The sequence below is a fragment of the Pseudomonas sp. NUPR-002 genome, assembly GCF_056322725.1.
The window spans coordinates 4750096-4772048 of sequence record NZ_CM150476.1; the positions used below are offsets into that span (position 1 = coordinate 4750096).

The window sequence follows — 21953 nt, forward strand, 5'->3', positions numbered from 1 at the left end:
GCGTACCAGTTAACCCGCGAAATCGTATTGGTAATGGCGGCGTTCTAGGTTGTAGGCATGTTCCACCTGTAGCAACGTGTTAACGCCAGTGTTATGCATCTTTGAAAAGTTGTCGGCAGGCAGCATTGACGCGGACGGCCACGTTTGCGCCACATCGCGTCGTAACCAAAGCAACTGATAAGTTTCCCCTGAGTCCGATACATCTCGCGGTGCAGGTCATCACGCCCCATATCGCTAATCACTTGGCCGCCCAAGTTCAGCTGGTGCAGGTGGTCACTGCCGTGACTCGCACTTCGTCGCTGAGCCGACTGATCGTAAGCAAAGCTGTAGGTGGCGCTGTTCTCGTTGACCAACGCGGTCAGGCGCAGGGCCTTGTCGTATTCGTAACGCACCCGCTGGCCTTTGGCATCCTGCCGGCTGCTCGGCAGCCCGCGAGCGGTGCGTAGCAGGCGGGTGGTCTGGCCCTTACCGTCGGTGTGGCTGAGCACCTGGCCGTAGACGTTGTAGGCGAAGGTTTCCGCGCTGCCGTCCGGGTAGTCGATGCGCAGTACTTCGCCGTCGGGTTTGCGCTCCAGTGTGGTGGTCTGGTTCAGCGCGTCGGTGACGGCGACCAGGTGCTGGCGTTCGTCGTAGCGGTAGTAGGTACTTTTGCCCGAGCAGTCCTGATAGCGCTCGACTTGCGCCAGGGTGTTCCACCACAGGTATTTGGACTTGTAGGTCGCGTCGATGATGGTGTGCGGCAGGCCATCGTCGCCGTTGAGGTATTCGGTCAGGTTCCCCAAGGCATCGGTTTCGGCAAGCAGGTTGCCCTTGTCGTCGTAGCGCGCCTGCCAGGTGCTGCCATCCGGGTAGGTGACTTTCGTCACCAGCCGGGTCAGGTGGTGGTATTCGTAGGTGGTCTTGCGACCGAGCGGGTCGCGCTCTTCCAGCAGGCGGGCGAATTCGTCGTAGGTGAAGCTGAGCTGGTTGCCGTCCGGCAAGCTCAGGCCGACCATGTTGCCGTGTTCGTCCAATTTTATTACGAGTTGGCGGCCAGCTAGATATCAAGCCTGAGGTGGACTTTATGACAAAAAAAATGAGGCGAAAGTCGCCTCACTGAATTACTCCAATTTTTAAAGATCAGCCGCACTCGATACGTAAAAAAACATATCCAACCGCGACCATCAATCAAAAAAACCAACTTCCAGATTAACCAACCAACTTAACCCGCAAACTATACAATTAATTCCCAGCCCCACAAATTAGCGGCAGACGACGCAGGTACACTTTCCAGACTCAAGCAAATCTTGTCGCAAGCTGATTTTAACGAAACCCGTAAAAATCACGCTTCCTCAATCATAGCCACATCTCCACCAAGGGAGGAGACGAGCGTATCGAACAACCCATCAATATCTTTTGCTACCAAATACAGGTGACCACACTCACCCTGCTCTGCGATGTCATATTTATTAACTGAATCGCCCTCATGCAAGTGAGTTCGATCCCAGTAATAAACACCTTCCCGGCCGGGCTCACTTATCAGTACGTAGGGATTCCCACCCCCATCCTCGCCAATGGCAAACACGCCTTTTATGAAACTCAACTCGTCAATAAATTCACTATTGAAACTAACCAAGTCGTTACACTCCTCCTCCGGAACGACCCCGAAAAGTCGGTCAAAGCTGATAACACCCTCATCAATGGCTGGCAACGGCAATTGACCGAAATCTGGCTCAGTCAAATAAAAACCGTTCATACGCTTTAGCAACTGCCTATAGCTATCAGGCAGCACTACTTTCAGCGCAGACTCAACTGCATTTATCTCAGAATCACTTAGGCCAGCTTTATATACAATCGGCATAATTTCACCCAATTAACAAGAAGTCTTCATATTTTTGACACCACCGGAGTGGGTAAATCTGTTATGTATCTTTTTAGGGACCTCTTGCATCGTCTTCATATTTTCATGGTGATGCCAAGTGTTCTTTGAATAATCAGCCTTTCCTTTAGGTGCAAGAGCATCCGACTTACCGAAATCGCCACCAGGGTTCTTACCATGATTCCCTTTCAGGTCAGGGACATCGACCTGCTGCCGTTGATACGGTGTGAAATCCGGATGACCTTCAGGATACCTTACGATATTACCTTCCCAGTCTTGATAAACCCAAGTACGACCTTCAACTTCCATGTGAACCGACCCGCCCTTATCCAGCCATTTAGCTATATCGGGGGAGTGAGATGGCTTTGCATTCCAACCCCACGGGTCGATCCATGCAATTGGATTTACTGCATATTGATAGAGGTTTATACCTCCGGACAGACCTATTGGGTCCTGTGTGATGAAGCGGCCCGATTCAGGATCATAGAATCGGAATGTATTGTAGTGTAGACCTGTCTCTGAGTCAGAGTACTGCCCCTGAAGCCGCAAGTTCTGCTCAACTTCATTGACCGTCAGTTGTTCAATCGCGCCCCAGGAGCGATAGGTTGCCTGCCAGACAATCTCGCCCTCGCTGTCGGTCAGCTCCAGCGGCGTACCAATCTGATCAGTATGGAAGTAGTAGACCTTCTGCTCTTCCCCTTCCGCCTGATCAACCCGCGCCAACGGCGCATAGCTTCCCGGCTCATACAGGTACAAGATGCTCTGCCCAGGCGTCTCCTCGCGCAGCATCCGCAGCCCTTGCCAGAGGAAGCGTTTCTGCTCAACCTCACCGTTGAGTTCTGCCTGCTTGCCAACCCGCCGCCCCAAGCTGTCGTACCGATACCGTCCGGTACTTTCCAGCTTGCCATTGACCAGCGTCTCAGCCCGCACCAACCGGTTTTCACAGTCATAGCTAAAGCGCTGCAACTTGCTATGTCCCGAGCGCTTCTCAATCAGGTTGCCCCACGGGTCGTAGCGGTATTCCTGATCCCGCCACCGACTGATGCGGTTGTCCTTGACCTTGTCGAACTGCCGGGCATTGAAGTCCAGGCGGTTGGCGGCTGGGTCGTAGCGGAACTCTTCACTGCCAATCAACGAGCCGGTATCACGACTGTGCAATTGGCCATTGGCTTCGTACTCGTATTTGATCTCGCCGCGTAGCTTGTCCAGCGTGCGCACCAGTTCGCCTGCCGGGTCGTATTGATAGCGGCGGTGAATCGGGTTGTAGGCATGCTCCACCAGTAGCGACGTGTTAATGCCGGTGTTGTGCACCTGGGACAGCTTGTCGGCAGGCAAGGTCGAGGCAAACTGCCACGCCTTGCGCCCCATCGCGTCGTAACCAAAGCAACTGGTGAGCTTGCCCTGGGTCCGGTACACCTCGCGGTGCAGGTCATCACGCTCCATGTCGCTGATCACCTGACCGTCCAGGTTCAGTTGGTGCAGGTGGCCGCTGCCGTAGTACAGGTGGTTGACCTTGCGGCCATCCGGCAGGGTCAGTGTGGTGAGGTTGCTGAGGGGGTCGTATTCATAGGTGAGCGTGCCATCCGGGGTGACCTCTTGCGTCAGACGCCCCAGCCGGTCGTAGGCGTACTCCAACTTTTCTTCGCTAACGCCGAGTTGCTTACCGAGCCCAGTCGGTTGCCGCTCGATGCTCAGCAAGCGGTCGCCATCGTCGTACTGGAAGGTTTGCTGCGTATCGCTGTTGATCTTGGTAATCAAGCGCCCAATGCGGTCGCGTTCGAACAGGGTATGGCGCTGCGGGCGTTCGGCGTTTTCGCCGTAGCCGATCTCGTCGAGCCGGGTCAGGTGGCCGCCGTCGTTGTAGCTGAAGCGCCGGGTCAGGTTATCGACCCGCACTTCTTCACTGAGCCGATCCGACAGGTCGTAAGCAAAGCTGTAGGTGGCGTTGTTCTCGTTGACCAACGCGGTCAGGCGCAGGGCCTTGTCGTATTCGTAACGCACCCGCTGGCCCTTGGCATCCTGCCGGCTGCTCGGCAGCCCGCGGGCGGTGCGCAGCAAGCGGGTGGTCTGGCCTTTGCCGTCGGTGTGGCTGAGCACCTGGCCGTAGACGTTCTAGGCGAAGGTTTCCGCGCTGCCGTCCGGGTAGTTGATGCGCAGTACTTCACCGTCGGGTTTGCGCTCCAGTGTGGTGGTCTGGTTCAGCGCATCGGTGACGGCGACCAGGTGCTGGCGTTCGTCGTAGCGGTAGTAGGTGCTCTTGCCTGAGCAGTCCTGATAGCGCTCGACTTGCGCCAGGGTGCTCCACCACAGGTATTTGGACTTGTAGGTCGCGTCGATGATGGTGTGCGGCAAGCCAACATCATCCGACAGCATCAAATCTCACTAAAAGCTTCTTACTTTCAACCTTACGTACAAAAGTCTCCGACACAATCGGGTCAATCCATATCACGCCTTCAACAAATAAAAAATCCAGACCACCAGTCTTTAACTCATCAATACAAAGCTTTTTTATACCTCGAACCTTGTAGTCATTATCCAGCTCACCCGCCTTAACCTTATTTAAAATCATGGTTTTCCCAGAGTACTCTGACTGCTCATAGTCAAAGCATGAGACCTTCTCGTCAACATGGATAAGAAAGTACTCCTCCTCAACAGGCTTTCCGCTAAAATATTTCACTTCAGCACGAATAAAACTCGCCTCAGAATTGACTTCATTAAAAACATTTTTCAATTCTCCAGATACGAAAAATGCGCCACATGTTGTCAAAAAGAAGTCAGAGCTCAGATTGCGAACCCTCTTATCCAAGATCACCTCTATGGACAAACCTGATATAGACAAAAGCCTCCCGACTTGATAGTAATCTTCAAGCACTGGAAAAATAATACCTCACCATCAGTGTACCCTCCATCTACCACCTCATGGCACATTGAGTAATAATTCATAACACCTCCTAAACACTCAAAACCTAAAATCCCCCACGGACTAACGCCACGTCATCTACCAACAAAAACCTACCCTATAAATGACAAGACTTGCTTAGCATACTCCCCTGCCTTCGGAACCCTAGACTCTTTTAGGTATTTCTCTAAGTACCTCCCCCCTTTTTTCGCAAGCAGAAACTCTATCGCATTAGCCAACAAAAAGCCTGGGGCATAACCTAAATTTTCGCTTTCAAACTCATCATCTTCTTCATCAGGTTCTTCACCCACAGGATATTCCTGCTCTTCTGAAGCCCCGTCTAAAGCCTTATACTTTCTAATTGAATAGTCTCTTATTTCATCTGATCCAGCCTCAAATACAGCTTTAAGCTCTTCAATCGACAACCCCGATCGATCAAAAGCCGCCGCATCAAAATCACAAAACAACTCCGAAAGCTCTTCACATATAGTAATACCCACATCTTTCTTTAGTTGGGAAACTATATTCTGATAAGCCTCTGAATTGACAACGCCACTTACAACATCTGAACTAGTACTCACCAAACATTTACTCCCTTAATAACTTTTATCAAATCGTACCCAACATGGCGATACAAATCTACGGCCTCATGCTCCCACGGAGTTAGCGAAAGTAAGTTTTCTTTATCATGTACCCCGGCCCCACCAACTCGCTGCGGGATGTCATTATGATGAAGCTCCAAAGTCATTTCCTTTTTGGTCACCGCGAAGGTTTTCCTGTTCCTTACTAGAACAGTCATTTTAGGAGCTTTACCTTCCGCCATCCGAGCAAGGTTGGCAGGAGAATATGCCTGAGTAGGGGCTTTAGCCTCAGCTTTCCAGTAGTTCTTACGCGCAGTCCCCCAGCACTCCCATCCCCAAGGATCAATCCAGCCCGTTGGGCTCGGTACGTATCGATAAAGGTTGAACCCTCCATCCAATCCAATCGGATCCTGCGTTACAAACCGCCCGACCTCCGGATCGTAGTACCTGAACGTGTTGTAGTGCAGCCCCGTCTCTGAGTCAGAGTACTGCCCCTGAAACCGCAAATTCTGCTCGACTTCATTGACCGTTAGTTGCTCAATCGCGCCCCACGACCGATACGTCGCCTGCCAGACAATTTCTCCATCGCTGTCCGTCAGCTCCAGCGGCGTACCAATCTGATCAGTATGGAAGTAGTAGACCTTCTGCTCTTCTCCCTCCACCTGATCAACCCGCGCCAGCGGCGCATAGCTTCCCGGCTCATACAGGTACAGGATGCTCTGCCCGGGCGTCTCCTCGCGCAGCATCCGCAGCCCTTGCCAGAAGAAGCGTTTCTGCTCAACCTCGCCGTTGAGTTCTGCCTGCTTGCCAACCCGCCGTCCTAGGCTGTCGTACCGATAACGCCCGGTACTTTCCAGCTTGCCATTGACCAGCGTCTCAGCCCGCACCAACCGGTTTTCACAATCGTAGCTAAAGCGCTGCAGCTTGCTGTGCCCCGAGCGCTTCTCAATCAGGTTGCCCCACGGGTCGTAGCGGTATTCCTGATCCCGCCACTGCTTGATGCGGTTGTCCTTGACCTTGTCGAACTGCCGAGCATTGAAGTCCAGGCGGTTGGCGGCAGGGTCGTAGCGGAATTCTTCACTGCCAATCAATGAGCCGGTATCGCGGCTGTGTAACTGGCCATTGGCTTCGTACTCGTATTTGATCTCGCCGCGTAGCTTGTCCAGCGTGCGTACCAATTCCCCCGCAGGATCGTACTGGTAGCGCCGGTGAATCGGGTTGTAGGCATGCTCCACCAGTAGCGACGTGTTAATGCCGGTGTTGTGCACCTGTGACAGCTTGTCGGCAGGCAACGTTGACGCAAACTGCCACGCCTTACGCCCCATGGCGTCGTAACCAAAGCAACTGGTGAGCTTGCCCTGGGTCCGGTACACCTCGCGGTGCAGGTCATCACGCTCCATGTCGCTGATCACCTGACCGTCCAGGTTCAGCTGGTGCAGGTGGCCGCTGCCGTAGTACAGGTGGTTGACCTTGCGACCATCCGGCAGGGTCAATGTGGTGAGGTTGCTGAGGGGGTCGTATTCATAGGTGAGCGTGCCATCCGGGGTGACCTCTTGCGTCAGACGCCCCAGCCGGTCGTAGGCGTACTCCAACTTTTCTTCGCTAACACCGAGTTGCTTACCGAGCCCGGTCGGTTGTCGCTCGATGCTCAGCAAGCGGTCGCCGTCGTCATACTGGAAGGCCTGCTGCGCATCGCTGTTGATCTTGGTAATCAAACGACCAATGCGGTCGCGTTCGAACAGGGTATGGCGCTGCGGGCGCTCGGCGTTTTCGCCGTAGCCGATCTCGTCGAGCCGGGTCAGGTGGCCGCCGTCGTTGTAGCTGAAGCGCCGGGTCAGGTTATCGACCCGCACTTCTTCACTGAGCCGATCCGACAGGTCGTAAGCAAAGCTGTAGGTGGCGTTGTTCTCGTTGACCAGCGCGGTCAGGCGCAGGGCCTTGTCGTATTCGTAGCGCACGCGCTGGCCTTTGGCATCCTGCCGGCTGCTCGGCAAGCCGCGGGCGGTGCGCAGCAAGCGGGTGCTCTGGCCCTTGCCGTCGGTGTGGCTGAGCACCTGGCCGTAGACGTTGTAGGTGAAGTGTTCTGCTGTGCCGTCCGGGTAGTTGATGCGCAGTACTTCGCCGTCGGGTTTGCGCTCCAGTGTGGTGGTTTGCTTCAGCGCGTCGGTAACGGCGACCAGGTGCTGGCGTTCGTCGTAGCGGTAGTAGGTACTTTTGCCTGAGCAGTCCTGATAGCGCTCGACTTGCGCCAGGGTGTTCCACCACAGGTATTTGGACTTGTAGGTCGCGTCGATGATGGTGTGCGGCAAGCCGTCGTCGCTGTTGAGGTATTCGGTCAGGTTCCCCAGGGCATCGGTTTCGGCGAGCAGGTTGCCCTTGTCGTCGTAGCGCGCCTGCCAGGTGCTGCCATCCGGGTAGGTGACTTTCGTCACCAGCCGGGTCAGGTGGTGGTATTCGTAGGTGGTCTTGCGACCGAGCGGGTCGCACTCTTCCAGCAGGCGGGCGAATTCGTCGTAGGTGAAGCTGAGCTGGTTGCCGTCCGGCAAGCTCAGGCCGACCATGTTGCCGTGTTCGTCCAGGTCGATGGCGTAGCGTTCGCCACCATAGTCCCGGCTGGCAATCACGCGGTGGTCGGCGTTGTACTGCACCTGCAGCTCGCGCCCGAGCACATCAGTGGCCCAACTGCTGCGGGCGTCGAGGTCGTAGCGAAAATGGAAGTGCTCACCATCGCTGGTCCAGTGCTCCACCACGCGTGGCGCACCGCCAAGGGTTTGCCAGCGGTAGTGGCAGCCCAGGCCCAGGGCGTTGCTGTGGCTCACCATCACGTCTTCGGCGTAGCTGAAGCGCCGCACCGAATCGCCGTTGCGGTTGATCACTTCACTCAGTTGGCCGTGTGCGTCGTAGCGGTACTGGGTGAGCGTTTCAACCGGCTGGTTGTTCACCACACGCTTGATATCGGTCAGACGGCCCAGCGGGTGATCGTAATGCAGGTGCACGCGGGTGCCGCCGGTGGCGCTGATGTCGGTGAGTGTGCCGTCGGGCGTGCGGGTGAAATGCAGGAAGTGGCCGAGGGCGTTTTCGATACGCTGCAGCGGGACGTTGCGGTTGTCGTCTGGCACTTCACCGAAGTAGAAGAACAGGTTGTCGAGGGTTTGCAACAGGTAGTGACCGCCCTCGCTGCACACCAGGTACACCTGCTCGTGCGGGTTGTAGATACGCTCGCCCGGTTGCAGGGTAACGAACGGGACTTCCCGGCCCTGGTTGTCGGTAAGGTAGATGAAGCTGCCTTGGCGGCGCAGGCTCTGTTCCCAGGGCAGCACCCAGCCGCGACCGAGCACGCTGTCGACGGTGAGGTCGCTGGCGTAGAAACGCGACCATTCAATCGGCATCAGGCCGGGCAGGCTGAAGTCGATTTCATCGGGAATCAATTTGCGCCCGGTGGTGAGATCGACCGGGTTGCCGATCAGCCCGCCAATCGCCTTGCGCGCCACCGGCTCCACCACGTAGCGGCTGGCCACCTCGCCAGCAACGAAGCCTGCGGTGAACTTCAAGGCGCAGGGCATAACCGCTTTCATGCCGGCCTGGGTGCCGGCCTTGAGCAATTGAGCAATCCCCCCGGCGGCACCGGCAATGGCCATCAGCACATCCACGGTGGTGCGCAGCCATTGCGGGATTTCGTCGTCGACTGGCAGGTAGCGGTAGGTGCCGCCGCCGATGATGACGTTGTCCGAACCGCCAGAAATCGTAGCGCCGCAGGTCAGCTTGTCGCCCTTGCGCGCCGCCGCCACGCTGTTGATGAAGACGTTGGTCGAGCCTTCGGCAATCTGCACCGGCCCTGGATGCTTGTCGCAGGCGCCGATGCTTTTCTCGACGCGCGCCGCTTTACGGCTATTGATGAACACATTGGGGGAGGCAGTGGTAATCGTCCCGGAGGGGGATGAAAACAGACTGCCTATCGCCTCCCCGGCGGCAGTCAGCAAGCTGCCTCCGATGCCCGCTGCGAGGCCGGCCAGCAAGGCCACGCCAAACCCGCAAGTGAACGTGGCGATGGCCACTGTAGCCACCAGCGCAATGCCCAGGGCAGCTCCGATCAGGAACCCGCCCAGCGCGCTGGTGTGCGATATGTCGTCGCCGAACCTGGCCGCTTCGAACATGAGGAATTACTCCTGTTCGCCGTGCTCGGCACTGGTGTTGGCAGGCGTGCGCGGGGTGAAGCTGGCGAGCAGGTTGTCCCAGTCCTGATTCTGCTGGGGGCTGAAGTCGGCTTGTGCGGTGGTGGAGAAAATCAGCGCACGCCCGGGGCTGATGATGAAGGCGGCCTGGCGCTGGTACAGCGGGCGACCCTGGTTCATGTAATAGGCGTCGATCTGCACGCCAGCGATTGGCGCAGTGGCCGAAAGCGAGACCGCCTTGTTGCCCATGCGTGTGTAGCCGCGCAACTTAGAGGTCAGCATTTTGACCTGGCGATCCACATAGGCCTGCAATGTTTCGTCAGGCAGCAAGACGTCACGCGAGACAGTGATGCTCAACGGTGCAGGAACACTGGCCCCCAAGACGAACATGTTGACCGTGCGATCCTCAAAACCTGCTGGCAGCGCAATGCCGCCTTCCTGCAACGCGTAATCCATACGATGAAAATTCCTGATAGCAAAAATAGTGGGGGGTCAGCGCAGCGCGAGGTTATCGAGCATGCGGTCGAATTCAGCCAGCCACTGGCTCAAGCCCGGCTTGGTCGGGTCAATCACGCAGGAGATGTCCAGCCATTGCGCGGCGTCGCTGCCTTCGACAGGCACCAGCGTCCCGACCAGGCGCCCGTGTCGGGGCTCATGACCGGCAGCGAAGTGAAAGTCCAGCGCCTTGGCCGGGCTGCCTGCCACATGGCAGTCGCGCTGACGAATCACGCGCAGCTGTGGGTTCACTTCACGCAAGGCTTGAATTGCAGCGTCGAACAGTTGCTCCAGCGTCTGCGTGGAGCGCACATCGCGGCGGCGGATGTTGAGGGTTACCGATTCCCCTTCGTGCTCGAGGGTGGTCTGGACGTCGCGAAACCGGAAACCCACCGGAAATAGCAGATTGAAACCGCCGAAGGTAAAACCGCTGGCGACGTTCTGCAGGGCAACTGGCAGCGGTTCTGGTTCGGGCAGAGGGGCTGGTACGCTGGCTGCTTGCGCCAGCTCGGCCAGGCGACTTGCTTGCTGCTCGGCTTCGCGCCGCGCAGAAATGCGGTCGTAGATAGAGGACCTGCTCATCGTCAGCAGCCTCAGTCGTTGATCCGCACGGCGGCGCCGGTGATCTGCGTGGTGTCGGTGCTGGTGGTGGTAATGACCTTGCCTTTGATCTCGATACCTTCCGGGGTCAGCGTAATGCTGCTAGCCCCCACCTGCAGGATGATGTGCTGTTTGGCGCTGACCTGAATGAACTGGTTGTCCACCTGCAAGGTGTACGAGCCTTCCTGAACATTGACCAGCGTGTCTTTCTTGATGATTTCCTGATGCGCACCACCGACCGTGATCGTCCGGTTATTGCCCACATCATGGGTCTCATCCAGTTCGATCTCGGTGTCCATGTTCCGCTCGGCGTGCATGATGATCTGCTCGGCGCCAGACTTGTCTTCGAAGCGGAAGAAGTTCGCGGTACCGCCATCGCCTTTCATCGAGCGGGTCAGAAAACCACTCTGCGTCTTGTTCGCCGGCAGCGACCACGGCGGCGTGTTGCTGCTGTTGTACAGGCTACCCATGATCAACGGACGGTCTGGGTTACCGTCGAGAAACACCACCACGACTTCATCGCCAACCCGTGGGATCTGGATGCTGCCGAAACCGCCGCTGGCGCCGGATTGGGCGACGCGCACCCAGCATGAGCTGTGGTCGTTGAATTCGCCGTTGCGGTCCCAGTGGAACTGGATCTTCACCCGGCCCAGTTCGTCGGTGTAGATCTCTTCGCCGGGTGGGCCGACGATGATGGCTGTTTGCGGGCCAGCGATGCTCGGCTTAGGCGTGCTCAGTTGTGGACGAAACGGAATTTTCTTGCGCACGCAGATGAAGGTGTTGAAGTAGCTGGCCTGCTGGCCGCTGAGGTAGTTGTTGTGGCCTTCACTTTCCACGCGCATCAGCAAGAATTGACGGTCTTCTACGGCGCCCTGATCGTGGGAGTAGTGTTGTAGCAACTCGAAGGTGTAGCCGGGCTTCATGGCGCGGCAGTTGCTCGCGCCTTCGAACTTCTTGCCGCGCAGTTCAAGGGCTTCAATGCGCAAGCGCAACAGGGTTTCGCCTTCGTCGTAGGTGCCGTGGGTGTACTGGCCGGGGAAGTCGTAGATTTCAAAGCTCTCGACATCACCCTGCTTGTTCACACTGTTCATCGCCACCGGCAGGCGGTTGTTGGGTTGGCGGTAATCGAAGGTTTGCGTGGCCATCTTGCCGGACTGCAGCTGGCGGTTACCGCTCCACTGGGTGATGGAGTCGGCGGTCTCGGTAACCGAAGCGCTGTGGAAACGGATTTGCGGTTGCTCGGGGATATCCACCAAGGTGCTGGAGTCATCGCAGATGATCATCGTGTGACCTTCGGCGGTGTGCTCGAAGTAGTAGAACATCCCCTCTTCCTCCAGCAGCCGCTGGACGAAGTTGAAGTCAGACTCGCGGTACTGGGTGATGTAGGTATAGCGCTTCTGCGGTCGGGTCAGGCGGAACTCGTGGCGGGAAAACGCCGGGCACAGGGCGAACACCTGGGTGACCACTTCCTCGACCGTATTGCCCTGGAATATCCGGGTGTCGAAGCGGTTCTTGAGCATCGAGAACCACGGGTTGAGGGTGGCAGTGTAGCGGGCCATACCGCCGTCGCTGCCGATGCTGGCGAAGCGCGTGAGGTAACCGGTGATATAGCGTGGGCCGCCAGCTGCCAGCTCAATTTCGATGCTGACGTGCTGGCCCATCATCGACTTCAACGGCACGCCGGAGTCTTCACACACCAGCAGCAATTCGTAGTTGAATGCCCGCGACAGGCCCTCTGCGCCCTTGAAGGTTTCCAGCAGCAGTTCCTGCTCGGGGTTGGCCAGGTTGTGAAACTTGAACAGGCGGCGGTTCTGCGGCGACAGCAGCGCGGTGGCCAGGTCCATGATCATTCTAAATCTCCTTGAAAACACGGCCAGCACGCTTGCGCGATGCTCAGCTACAACTCTGATCTTGCGGGCGCATCAGGCAGGCGCGCGTCATGCGTGTAGCCTGTGGAATCATGCGACTGCCCGCTGCGCGGAAAGTGCCATCACTCACCTTGATTTAATGCGACCTGGTTCACATTCCCGAATACCAGGCGAGCAGAAAGGCCCAAAGGAGACACTGGCAAAAGCTACCCTGTCAACTCGCTGCAGCCCACATGGCACACGGGATACAGCGAAATTCAGCAGTAGCATATAGCCACCACCGACACCCTTCACCGGTTGCCCTGGGCAGCCGTGTCCCTTGCCGAATCGCCCGTGGCAGAAGGACTTAGGGGCGTGCACAACGGCGCAACACAAGGGCTTGTGCATGCGCACCAATCACGTCGAATTGCTACCTGCCGCCCGAACGAAAAATCGAAGAAAAATGTTACATAACGTGGCCTGGTTCAACTTTCTCAGCATTTTTTCGCCCTGGCCTAAAGCTTCCAAGAACGCCAGCAGTTCTGGCGCTCGCGGCTATCACTTAGACCAGACAGGCCTAGCGATATTTAATTGCCATCATTGCTGTGCAGGGTCGGCATGAGAACAATGAGCACCCGTCTGGACCTTCTCGCAAGCGCTGAGGTCTGACGCGAAATGCAGCGCAGGACGCCGAAGCGCTGCCTACTGCCATGGACAGTGAAGCGAAAATGGACCTTTTAGCCAACACCCCCAGTTGGGGAGACATCGAGCGCAACCTCGAGCAGAAATTCAGCGCACTCAACCAGAGCGTCGATAGCGGCCTGAACAGTGCCCACGAGGCCTGGGATGGTTTCAGCCGACGGGTGAGCAACGGCGCCAATCAGACCTATGGCTACCTCGGTGGCGAGCGCATCGACAACGTGCGCCAGGCCATGGCCCTGTCCTACCCGATCATTCAATACAACCTCAAGCGCAAGTGGTCCTCGATTGGCATCGAGCAGATCCTGCCGGTGCTGTTGCAACTGGTCAAAGAGGTCTCCATGATTCTCGGCGGCAGTGTAGCGGTGGGCACCCTGGCCGGTGGTGCGGCCGGTGCGTTCGCCTTTGGTGTCGGCGCGGCCCCTGGAGCCGTGGCGGGCGCCGGTATTGGCCTGCAGGTGGGTAACCTGATCCTCATGGGGCTGGGGCTGTCGGCGATTGCCGAATACTTCTACCAAGGCCTGCCAGCATGCCTGTCGACCTTGCAGCAAGGGATGGCCACCGCCTGGTTTGCCGAGGATGGCCTCAAACCTGCCGGCCTTGACCCAAGCGGCGGCTCCGCAGCGCAGGCCGAGGAGCGTGTCGAGCGCGCGGCGCGTCAACTGGCCCGCGGACAGGAGCAATTAGTGCTGCTGTTGTTGACCGCCATCGTCACCTACCTGACGCGTGGGCAGATGAAGGCCGGGGTGATGAGCAGCATGGAAAGCATTGCCACACGCAGTGCCCGTTTGCAGGCCGAGATTTCCAACAAGCAGTTGGCGGCCTGGTTGGCGAAAAACGAGCAGAAGCTGCTGACGCAGGCGGAGCTGTTGGTGAAAGAACCCACACCGCTTAATCGGACCTATCCCGAATCTGCTCCTTCGTCGCAACACGCTCCAGCCCCCCAGAAGATCGACAACACACCTTTAAATGCCATTGAACGCCCGCTGCTCGGGAAAACGACTTTGCCAGGCAGGGTAATTGGTGAGTTTGACATGGTCAGCAATCCTGGTCCTCTGGCAGAAATCAGAGGAAATCCAGCCGCAAACTTTTCTGGGGGCCGCTATCGCGCCATCGAGCTTTATGAGGATACGGTGCTTCATCGCGGCGGAGACATTAATGGGAAGTCACTAGGGCAATGGTTTACAGAAGCTCCCCCTACATCCGTTGCTCAAGTTCGGATTGACACCGCTGTCAAACCTCAATGGATTGATGGATTGACTGGTGAATTGACGGGAAGCTCACCAATTAATACCGTGTATTCGGTTAAGATTCCTGCAGGTAGCATCGTTTACGAAGGCCCCGTAGGCAACCAAGGCGGCATTTATGTCGGAGGTCAGAATATCCATCAGATTTTCGTGCAAGAACCTTGGAAAATGCCAGGCGTTGAAACGCTGGGACAGCCAACTCCATTAAAGTAAAGTCAAAATGAATAACATTAAAGCGGCAGAACTCCTGAAAGAACTTAAAGAGATTTATCACCGAGAAGGCTGCTACAGCTTCGACGGAGGTATAAACTCTACAATCAAGGCACTTTCAAACAGCGTCACTCGGAACGACCCGCATTGGGAGCGTGCAGCCTCCCTATATAGAACTATGGCCGGATCCAAGTCGGGCTTCTCAGATGTTTACGTTGACGCTGGCACTTCGCAGGAACGGGTCGCAGCCAATATCAAGCTGGACAATATTCGGCAAGATCTATGGGAGGCTTTTGAGAGGGTTTGATTGATAGTGTCGATCTCGTCGCACAGCTGAGCAGGGCTTGCGCTCGCAATCCACTCTACGGGATTCTGTTCAATAAACTCGACTAAGCAAAAGCCGTTTTTGAAGGGCGGGAGCCAGACAAATACAAGCTCCAACTCAGCATAGGCACCATCGCATCGAAGGAGTTCGAAGAAAATGATCCCGATTGAAGGACGCCTACTACGTGGCCATTCAGTCTGCTCGCGGACTCAAGATCCAATTTCCCGATTGTTTGCCCACGCGACTCCCGCCTTTCAGCTTGCCAAAGTTTTAATAATGACCACACACCAACCCTATGAATTCCACGAGCGATCCCCACTTCTATTTCGCCTCGTGGCTTTTCTTACTTGTCTATTGACCGCTACCCTAGGCTTACTATCAGCCTACTGGCTCAAGAGCGACGTACTGCCGTTACTCGGCAATCTTTTTAGAAATGCACCCATCGTGATTACGCCATACTTGGGCTTTATGCTGATCGCCATGTGCACAGCTAGCCCAATACTTGTCATAACCTCGGCATACGCATGCTGGCACGCCAAAAAATTTGATCCGCCGGCCAACACTCGACTACACCGATTTCAATACAACTCATATAAATTGACACTATGGTCAATGATCTGCATAGCGCCGGTACTGGCGATACTAGTAACACTAGCCTTGTGGGCCAAGGGATACACACCCTGTCAAAAGTTACTAATTTCCGGTTCGGCCTGGAAAGTGTATTGGGTCAACGATTCGCGATATTGCTTCAAGCCTGACTCCTATACTAGCGACAATAAGCCCTGTAAGCGCATAGGGGATAAGAATGTATGTGTCCAGTTTGATGAGTGACAATAATTACCAAGCTGCTTGTTTCGAACAGTTTGATCGTGTCTTGCTCACGTACTGCAGGGTAGCCATCAGCATCGAAGTTTCGCAGCGCACTATAATGCGACCCACCTATCGCCTGCCCGAGCCCTGACGATGGCATCGTACTCCACACAGTTGCCCCCTGGCCTTTCGCCTCTCAAGCTCAGGCTGCTAGCCGTCGGCATGATCGCCACATTCCTGCTGGTAGGCGCCATCTCGGTTTATGCGTACATCCACTACCTGTTCCCGCTGTACGGCAGACTGCTGCGCGGCGCTCCCGTCGTGGAAACCCCGTACCTCGCGTTCGGTCTGCTCATGGCGCCGCCGGCACTGGCCATCCTGCTCGTTGGCAGTACGATTTGCGCCTGGACCGGAGAAAAGTTCGACCCTGCCCCTGGTTCACGGCTGCACCGTTTCCAGACACTGATGTTCGGGGTGTCGCTGAAGACGCTGATCTATGTAGTCCCTGCCGTGATGGTTTTAACGACCGTGGCATTGCTGGCCAGGGGATATTCGCCCTGCTCGAAACTGTTGATATCAGGTTCTGCCTGGCAGCTGTTCTGGGTCAATGATGAGCGGGTATGTTTCAAGCCAGACCATTACATCAACGACAACTGGCCATGCAAGGTGATCGATGGCAAGGACGTCTGCGTTCAGGTCGATGGCCGTTGACAGCGTCGGTGGTTGAGAAACGAATAGTCGCGCTTGTACGACCAATGCCAGGTAAGCCATGAAACCCACAACGCCCCTCGACTATGTGCAGAAGGCTATCGATCTCACTGAAGAGCGGAAAAGGGTTTGCCCTCGCAATCCACTTTACGGGATGCTGCTCAATCAATTGGACTTGGTAAAAGCCGTGTTCGAAGGGCGCGAGTCAGACAAATCCAAGCTCCACCAACTCAGCATGGGCGCCATCGCAGCAAAGGAGTTCGAGGACAATGATCCCGAACTTGCCCGCGTCTTGAAGGACGCCTACTACGTGGCCATTCAGTCTGCTCGCGGCCTCAAGATCCAGCCGCCCGATCGATTGCCAACGCACAGATCCGGCCGCCCTGTGAATACTGATCGCTTGAAGCTCAAATCGCTGGCACTGCGGGCCATCCTCGACAACCTCAAGCTGCACATCCCAGCCGCCAGGCGGTTGGGTGTCGAACTGGAACCGCTGCTGGAGTTGGCTGAGCAGCAGATGATCCTGACGCCCATGGAATGGCATGAAATACCGGGTCGCTGCCTGCTCACCGAAGAAGGGCTGCAGCAGTACGCCGAGCTTGAACACGCCTTTGCAGAGTTTCGTATCGAGTTGACGGGCGGCGAGTCCCCTGTCCTGCGTCGGCTGATGGCGAACATGGGTGGAAAGCCAACGGAGGGGTAACGGGGTATGGGTGGGAAATTTACGTTATGGGCTGGGGTACTGCCATGAACCAGGATGCACTTGAATATGCCGCTATCCATCTGCGCAACCTGCTAGAGCGGTACCAGCTCCAAGAGCCTGCTGCAGCGCTCTTACTACGTGAGCTGAATGGCTTGATTGATCGCGCTTTGAGACAGGAAATTACTGCGCCTATGGAGCCGCGGGATATCCCCGGCCATCGCTACTTTACTGAAACCCCATTAGGTTCATATCGTGACCTCGAGGAGCTATACGCTTCATTTTATGTGGAGCTCATCGACGGCCGAAGTTCAAGAGCCTTTCAGATGCTACAAGCCAAAATGAATAGGCCCTGATCACTCAACGAGTGAGAGGCGTCACCTGCGTCTATCCTCGTAACGCCATGAAATTGAACTCGTCTATAGGCAAGAGGCAATTGCATGAACACTGATCGCTTGAAGCTCAAATCGCTGGCACTGCGGGCCATCCTCGACAACCTCAAGCTGCACATCCCAGCCGCCAGGCAGTTGGGTGTCGAATTGGAACCGCTGCTGGACTTGGCGGAGCAGCAAATGATCCTGACGCCCATGGAATGGCATGACATTCCGGGTCGCTACCTGTTCACCGAAGAAGGGCTGCAGCAACACGCCGAGCTTGAACACGCTTTTGCGGAGTTTCGTATCGAGTTGACGGGCGGCGAGTCTCCTACCCTGCGTCGATTGAAGGCAAGCATGGGTGAAAGGCCAACGGAGTGGTAACGGGCTGCCGGTGGGAAATTTACGTTGCGGGCTGGGGTACTGCCATGAACCTGAATGGACTTGAACACGCCACTAGGCTCTGTACAAAACTCAGGACACTCTCGATGACAACCCACCCCAGGACATTCAGCGACACCTTCACCAGCCTTGAATTCCGCTTCTCCCTGGGCAGCGAGACAAGCACCAACTGCCGTTATCTTTCCATCCCCGTCAGCAACGGCATGGTCGATTACGAGGAGCACTATGCCATCGAGGATGCACATTTCCATGCCTGGATGCGTGAGCCTTGTGCGGCGCTGCCAATGGTTATCCGCTGCCGTCGCCGGCAGATGGATCATGCGTTGTTGATGCCGCCAGGTGCCAACCGAGGGACTTCGGGTGAGCGCGGTTTCAGCGTGGTGGAAATCGCGACGATCATGGGGCGGATTGCCCAATTGCTGCGTGATGGGCATTGCCCCAGTTGGGCCAGTGGCATCGAGGATCAACGCGCACGGTTGTCGCACGAGAGTGATGAAGTGCGCAGGAGCATCTTGGGGATGTATGGCGGCATGGGGTCGATCTGCGATCTGGTGCTGTATCGCGACGGCGTGCTGTTGCGACAAGCCACCGATGAGCTGCATGAGCTATTGGGATGGCTGCATGAATGGGGCGCGAGGCTCGTTTAGCCAGCGGTATACCTGTAGGAGCGGGCTTGCCCCGCGATTGCGGTCTGTCAGTCATAGCGTATCGCGGGGCAAGCCCGCTCCTACAGAGGCTTCGGCGCGACGTATTTCGTCGCAATGCCATCACTGATTCTCCATTTGTCAAGCCCCGCCCGAGGCCTGCAATGCGACAAAAAATGAGACTCACCTCACATTTTCTTAAATAATTTCTCAGCTATTTTCTCGGCTGTTTTTCCCGCCTAAGACCCACGCCTTACAGGGCCTGCCCCAGATTTTTCGCACCCTCCGCAGACATGAGATGTCAATGAGACACCATTGCGCCCGTTCATAAAACAGGGAAAAAATCGCCGCCCTCGCTGGAACTAATTCCAGGACGAGCTGCCCTATTCGGCATTACTGGCAACACGATATTCATGTGCCAGTACCGTGCCTCAGGCTTGCGCCCGCGGCGTTTCAGGACGAACACCACGCTTCATGGATGATGTACCAATGACACAGACGTTTGACGTCGAAGCACTGATCAAACTGCGTACCCAGACGCGGGCAATCTCCGATGCGCTCAAGGCGCAGGCGGCAGATTATCTCGCCACGCTGGCACCGCTGATCCGTCCTCAAACGCTGTTCGGCGAATACCTGCAGGGCGCGCAACGCAGTAGCGGGCGCGAAACCCAGGGCCATTTTCAGTCGCTCATCGAACTCTACGAACGCATCGGCTCGGCCGCACCGTTCCAGCTGGTCAGCGCGCTGGACGTACCGCTCAACCTGATCAGCACCACCCCCGAATTGTTCCCGCTGGAATACGACAAGGTCCTCGAGCAGAGCGGCCAGGTCATCCGCATTACCAGCCCGACGCGCTGGGTGGTGGGCTTTCACGCCTTCGACCTGGCGCAGTTTCGCAACGTCATCAAAGACCCCAACCGCAGCAGCGCCGAGCTGTACCGCTTCGTGGTGCACTACCTGGTGCTGTTCTACTGCCTGAGCAAGTCGCCAGGCCTGGGCCGACTGTTCGAAGGCCTGCGCTACGGGCTGAGCTTCGAGCGCCTCAAAGGCTTTGGCGACCTGCCCTTCTGTGTCATCAGCTCGCCGGTGCGCTCGCAACTTCCTGACGACGCCGTTATCCGCAGCAGCACGCAGATTGCCGGTAACACCAGCTTCGAAGAACTGGTGGGGCGCGACAACATCATGGAAATGAATGACGACATCCGTCAGCGCCTGCTGCTGACGATCGAAGGACTGTAACGCGCAGCGCCCAGCAATGGGCCACGCAATGATTCGCAGCGAATTGCTCGCACTGGAGAACACGATGGCGAAGAAGGAAAGCACCCAGCACAAACTCGACCGCGTTCGCGCACCTCGGGTCCATATCACCTACGACGTGGACATCGGCGATGCCATCGAGAAAAAGGAACTGCCCTTTGTCGTCGGCGTGCTGGGCGACTTCTCCGGCAACCCGCTGGAACCCCTGCCCAAGCTCAAAGACCGCAAGTTCGTGTTCATCGACCGCGACAACTTCAACGGTGTGCTCAAGGGCATCAAGCCCCGCCTGACCTACCGCGTCGACAACACCCTGGCCAAGAACGGCACCCAGTTGGGCGTTGAACTGAACTTCAACAGCCTCGAAGACTTCGAGCCTCAGAACGTGGTCAAGCAGGTTGAGCCGCTGCGCAAGCTGCTGGAGGTGCGCAACAAGCTGGCTGACCTGCGCAACAAGATGGGCGGCAACGACAAGCTCGAAGAGCTGCTGATGGACGTGCTGCAGAACACCGAAAAGCTCAAGACCTTGGGCAAGGAATTCGGCCGTGAAGCCGAAGTGAACCCGTCCAGCGACGATCGCGCCTGAGCAGGAGCCTGAACATGACCGACAAACAAACCGCACCGCAAGAGGCCGGTGATCTGGTCGAAGTGGAAAACTTCGCCCCGCAACCCTCGCTGCTCGACAGCATCATTTCGCAAAGCCGCGTGGCCCGTTCCGAGACTGAACGCAGCCGCACCCGTGACCTGATTGGTGAGCTGGTGAGCCAGGTACTCGAGGGTGAAATGACCCCGAGCAAAGACCTGATCGCCGTGCTCGACGCACGCATCGCCGAGATCGATTCGATGCTCTCCGAGCAGATGAACGAGATCATGCACGCCCGTGAGTTCCAGCAGCTGGAAGCGTCCTGGCGCGGCCTGAAGTATCAGGTCGACCAGACCGAAACTAGCACCACGCTGAAAATCCACCTGCTCAATGCCTCGAAGAAAGACCTGGTACGTGACCTCAAGGCCGCCAGCGAATTCGACCAGAGCGCGCTGTTCAAGAAGGTCTACGAGGAAGAGTACGGCACCTTCGGTGGCGCACCGTTCGGCATGCTGATCGGTGACTACGAGTTCAAGCGCAGCCCCGAAGACATGTACCTGCTCGAAGAGATCTCGCATGTTGCCGCCGCGGCCCACGCGCCGTTCATTTCGGCTGCTTCGCCCGAGCTGTTCGGCTGGGACTCGTTCACCGAAATGTCTGGCCCCCGCGACCTGGCGAAGATCTTCGACACCGTCGAATACGCCAAGTGGAAGTCGTTCCGCGCCTCGGAAGACTCGCGCTACGTTGGCCTGACCTTGCCGCACGTACTCGGCCGCCTGCCCTATGGCCCGGATACCACCCCGGTGGAAGAATTCAACTTCGTTGAAAGCGTCGACGGCCGCGACCACGGTAAGTACCTGTGGATGAACGCCGCCTACGCCCTCGGCACCCGCGTTACCGATGCCTTCGCCCGCTACGGCTGGTGCGTGGCGATTCGCGGTGTCGAAGGCGGTGGTCTGGTCGAGGGCCTGCCTACCCACACCTTCAAGACCGACGACGGCGAAATCGCCCTCAAGTGCCCGACCGAAATCGCAATCACCGACCGCCGTGAAAAAGAGTTGTCGGACCTTGGCTTCATTCCGCTGGTGCACTGCAAGGGCACCGACTACGCCGCGTTCTTCGGCACCCAGTCGGCGCAAAAACAGAAGCAGTACAACACCGACATCGCCAACGCCAACGCACGCCTGTCGGCGCAACTGCAGTACATCTTCGCCACCTCGCGCATCGCCCACTACATGAAGGCGATCATGCGCGACAAGATCGGCAGCTTTGCGTCGCGCATGGATGTGGAGCGTTTCCTCAACCAGTGGCTGGCCAGCTATGTGCTGCTCGACGACACCGCCAGCCAGGAAGCCAAAGCCAAGTTCCCGCTGCGTGAAGCACGTGCCGAGGTGTTCGAGGTACCGGGCAAGCCAGGCGTGTACAAGGCCGTGACGTACCTGCGCCCGCACTACCAGCTCGACGAACTGACCGCCTCGCTGCGCCTGGTCGCCGAACTGCCGCAAGGCGCCCGCGGCTGACCGCCCCGTGTGTACAGGGATGACA

At 57.0% G+C, this 21953-nt stretch carries 18 protein-coding genes and 4 pseudogenes; 11 read left to right on the forward strand and 11 right to left on the reverse strand.

The genetic code is table 11. The features are described 5' to 3' along the window. Positions 1-12 precede the first annotated feature (12 nt). The 11 genes and pseudogenes from ACVWSC_RS21750 to ACVWSC_RS21800 all read right to left on the reverse strand — a co-directional run. Positions 13-1034: pseudogene (locus tag ACVWSC_RS21750) on the reverse strand (type IV secretion protein Rhs); the annotation flags it as partial. A gap of 287 nt (positions 1035-1321) precedes the next feature. Continuing rightward, positions 1322-1852, reverse strand: a complete 531-nt coding sequence (locus ACVWSC_RS21755; RefSeq protein WP_476461712.1) for an SMI1/KNR4 family protein — start codon at positions 1850-1852, stop codon at positions 1322-1324. Then, on the reverse strand, positions 1853-2167 hold the full coding sequence (locus ACVWSC_RS21760; RefSeq protein WP_442114353.1) for an HNH endonuclease: 315 nt from the start codon (positions 2165-2167) through the stop codon (positions 1853-1855). Between the two features lie 66 nt (positions 2168-2233). Next, positions 2234-3955, reverse strand: a pseudogene (locus tag ACVWSC_RS21765) (RHS repeat-associated core domain-containing protein); the annotation flags it as partial. 15 nt (positions 3956-3970) lie between these two features. Next, positions 3971-4231, reverse strand: coding sequence for a hypothetical protein (locus ACVWSC_RS21770; RefSeq protein ID WP_442109126.1), 261 nt, complete (start codon positions 4229-4231; stop codon positions 3971-3973). Then, the gene (locus tag ACVWSC_RS21775) at positions 4218-4730 is read right to left on the reverse strand and encodes an imm11 family protein (protein WP_442109127.1); all 513 of its coding nucleotides are present in this window, start codon (positions 4728-4730) and stop codon (positions 4218-4220) included. The genes ACVWSC_RS21770 and ACVWSC_RS21775 overlap by 14 nt, the downstream gene beginning before the upstream one ends. A 140-nt stretch (positions 4731-4870) precedes the next feature. Then, the gene (locus ACVWSC_RS21780) at positions 4871-5338 is read right to left on the reverse strand and encodes a hypothetical protein (RefSeq protein ID WP_442109128.1); all 468 of its coding nucleotides are present in this window, start codon (positions 5336-5338) and stop codon (positions 4871-4873) included. Beyond that, positions 5335-9492 carry an RHS repeat-associated core domain-containing protein gene (locus tag ACVWSC_RS21785; protein WP_442109129.1) on the reverse strand — a complete coding sequence of 1386 codons (4158 nt, stop codon included), beginning with the start codon at positions 9490-9492 and terminating at the stop codon, positions 5335-5337. Before ACVWSC_RS21785 ends, ACVWSC_RS21780 begins: the two co-directional genes overlap by 4 nt. 6 nt (positions 9493-9498) lie before the next feature. After that, positions 9499-9966: a DcrB-related protein gene (locus ACVWSC_RS21790; RefSeq protein ID WP_442109130.1), complete on the reverse strand. Its 468-nt coding sequence runs from the start codon at positions 9964-9966 to the stop codon at positions 9499-9501. Between the two features lie 36 nt (positions 9967-10002). Next, positions 10003-10587 carry a DcrB-related protein gene (locus tag ACVWSC_RS21795; RefSeq protein ID WP_442109131.1) on the reverse strand — a complete coding sequence of 195 codons (585 nt, stop codon included), beginning with the start codon at positions 10585-10587 and terminating at the stop codon, positions 10003-10005. A gap of 11 nt (positions 10588-10598) precedes the next feature. After that, a complete protein-coding gene (locus ACVWSC_RS21800; RefSeq protein WP_442109132.1) occupies positions 10599-12455 on the reverse strand; it encodes a type VI secretion system Vgr family protein in 1857 nt (618 codons plus the stop codon). A gap of 725 nt (positions 12456-13180) precedes the next feature. Here ACVWSC_RS21800 and ACVWSC_RS21805 point away from each other — a divergent pair. The 11 genes and pseudogenes from ACVWSC_RS21805 to tssC all read left to right on the forward strand — a co-directional run bounded on the left by ACVWSC_RS21805 (position 13181) and on the right by tssC (position 21928). After that, positions 13181-14611, forward strand: a complete 1431-nt coding sequence (locus ACVWSC_RS21805; protein WP_442109133.1) for a DUF6861 domain-containing protein — start codon at positions 13181-13183, stop codon at positions 14609-14611. A gap of 7 nt (positions 14612-14618) precedes the next feature. Beyond that, a complete protein-coding gene (locus ACVWSC_RS21810) occupies positions 14619-14915 on the forward strand; it encodes a hypothetical protein (RefSeq protein ID WP_442109134.1) in 297 nt (98 codons plus the stop codon). A 134-nt stretch (positions 14916-15049) separates the two neighbouring features. Further along, positions 15050-15103: pseudogene (locus ACVWSC_RS21815) on the forward strand (hypothetical protein); the annotation flags it as partial. An 862-nt stretch (positions 15104-15965) separates the two neighbouring features. Further along, positions 15966-16454, forward strand: a complete 489-nt coding sequence (locus ACVWSC_RS21820; RefSeq protein WP_442109135.1) for a hypothetical protein — start codon at positions 15966-15968, stop codon at positions 16452-16454. Positions 16455-16512: 58 nt separating this feature from the next. Continuing rightward, positions 16513-16806: pseudogene (locus ACVWSC_RS21825) on the forward strand (immunity protein Tsi6 family protein); the annotation flags it as partial. Between the two features lie 392 nt (positions 16807-17198). Continuing rightward, complete coding sequence (locus ACVWSC_RS21830; RefSeq protein ID WP_442109136.1) at positions 17199-17507, forward strand: hypothetical protein; 309 nt, start codon at positions 17199-17201, stop codon at positions 17505-17507. Positions 17508-17591: 84 nt separating this feature from the next. Then, a complete protein-coding gene (locus ACVWSC_RS21835; protein ID WP_442109137.1) occupies positions 17592-17909 on the forward strand; it encodes a hypothetical protein in 318 nt (105 codons plus the stop codon). 104 nt (positions 17910-18013) lie between these two features. Continuing rightward, positions 18014-18574 (forward strand): DUF6966 domain-containing protein, encoded by a 561-nt coding sequence (locus ACVWSC_RS21840; RefSeq protein WP_442109138.1) that lies wholly within the window; start codon positions 18014-18016, stop codon positions 18572-18574. A gap of 486 nt (positions 18575-19060) precedes the next feature. After that, entirely contained in the window at positions 19061-19810 is a 750-nt protein-coding gene (locus ACVWSC_RS21845; protein ID WP_442109139.1) for a hypothetical protein, read from the forward strand. Positions 19811-19874: 64 nt separating this feature from the next. Beyond that, entirely contained in the window at positions 19875-20411 is a 537-nt protein-coding gene (tssB, locus tag ACVWSC_RS21850; protein WP_442109140.1) for a type VI secretion system contractile sheath small subunit, read from the forward strand. A gap of 14 nt (positions 20412-20425) precedes the next feature. Next, positions 20426-21928: a type VI secretion system contractile sheath large subunit gene (gene tssC, locus ACVWSC_RS21855; RefSeq protein WP_442109141.1), complete on the forward strand. Its 1503-nt coding sequence runs from the start codon at positions 20426-20428 to the stop codon at positions 21926-21928. Positions 21929-21953: the final 25 nt, after the last annotated feature.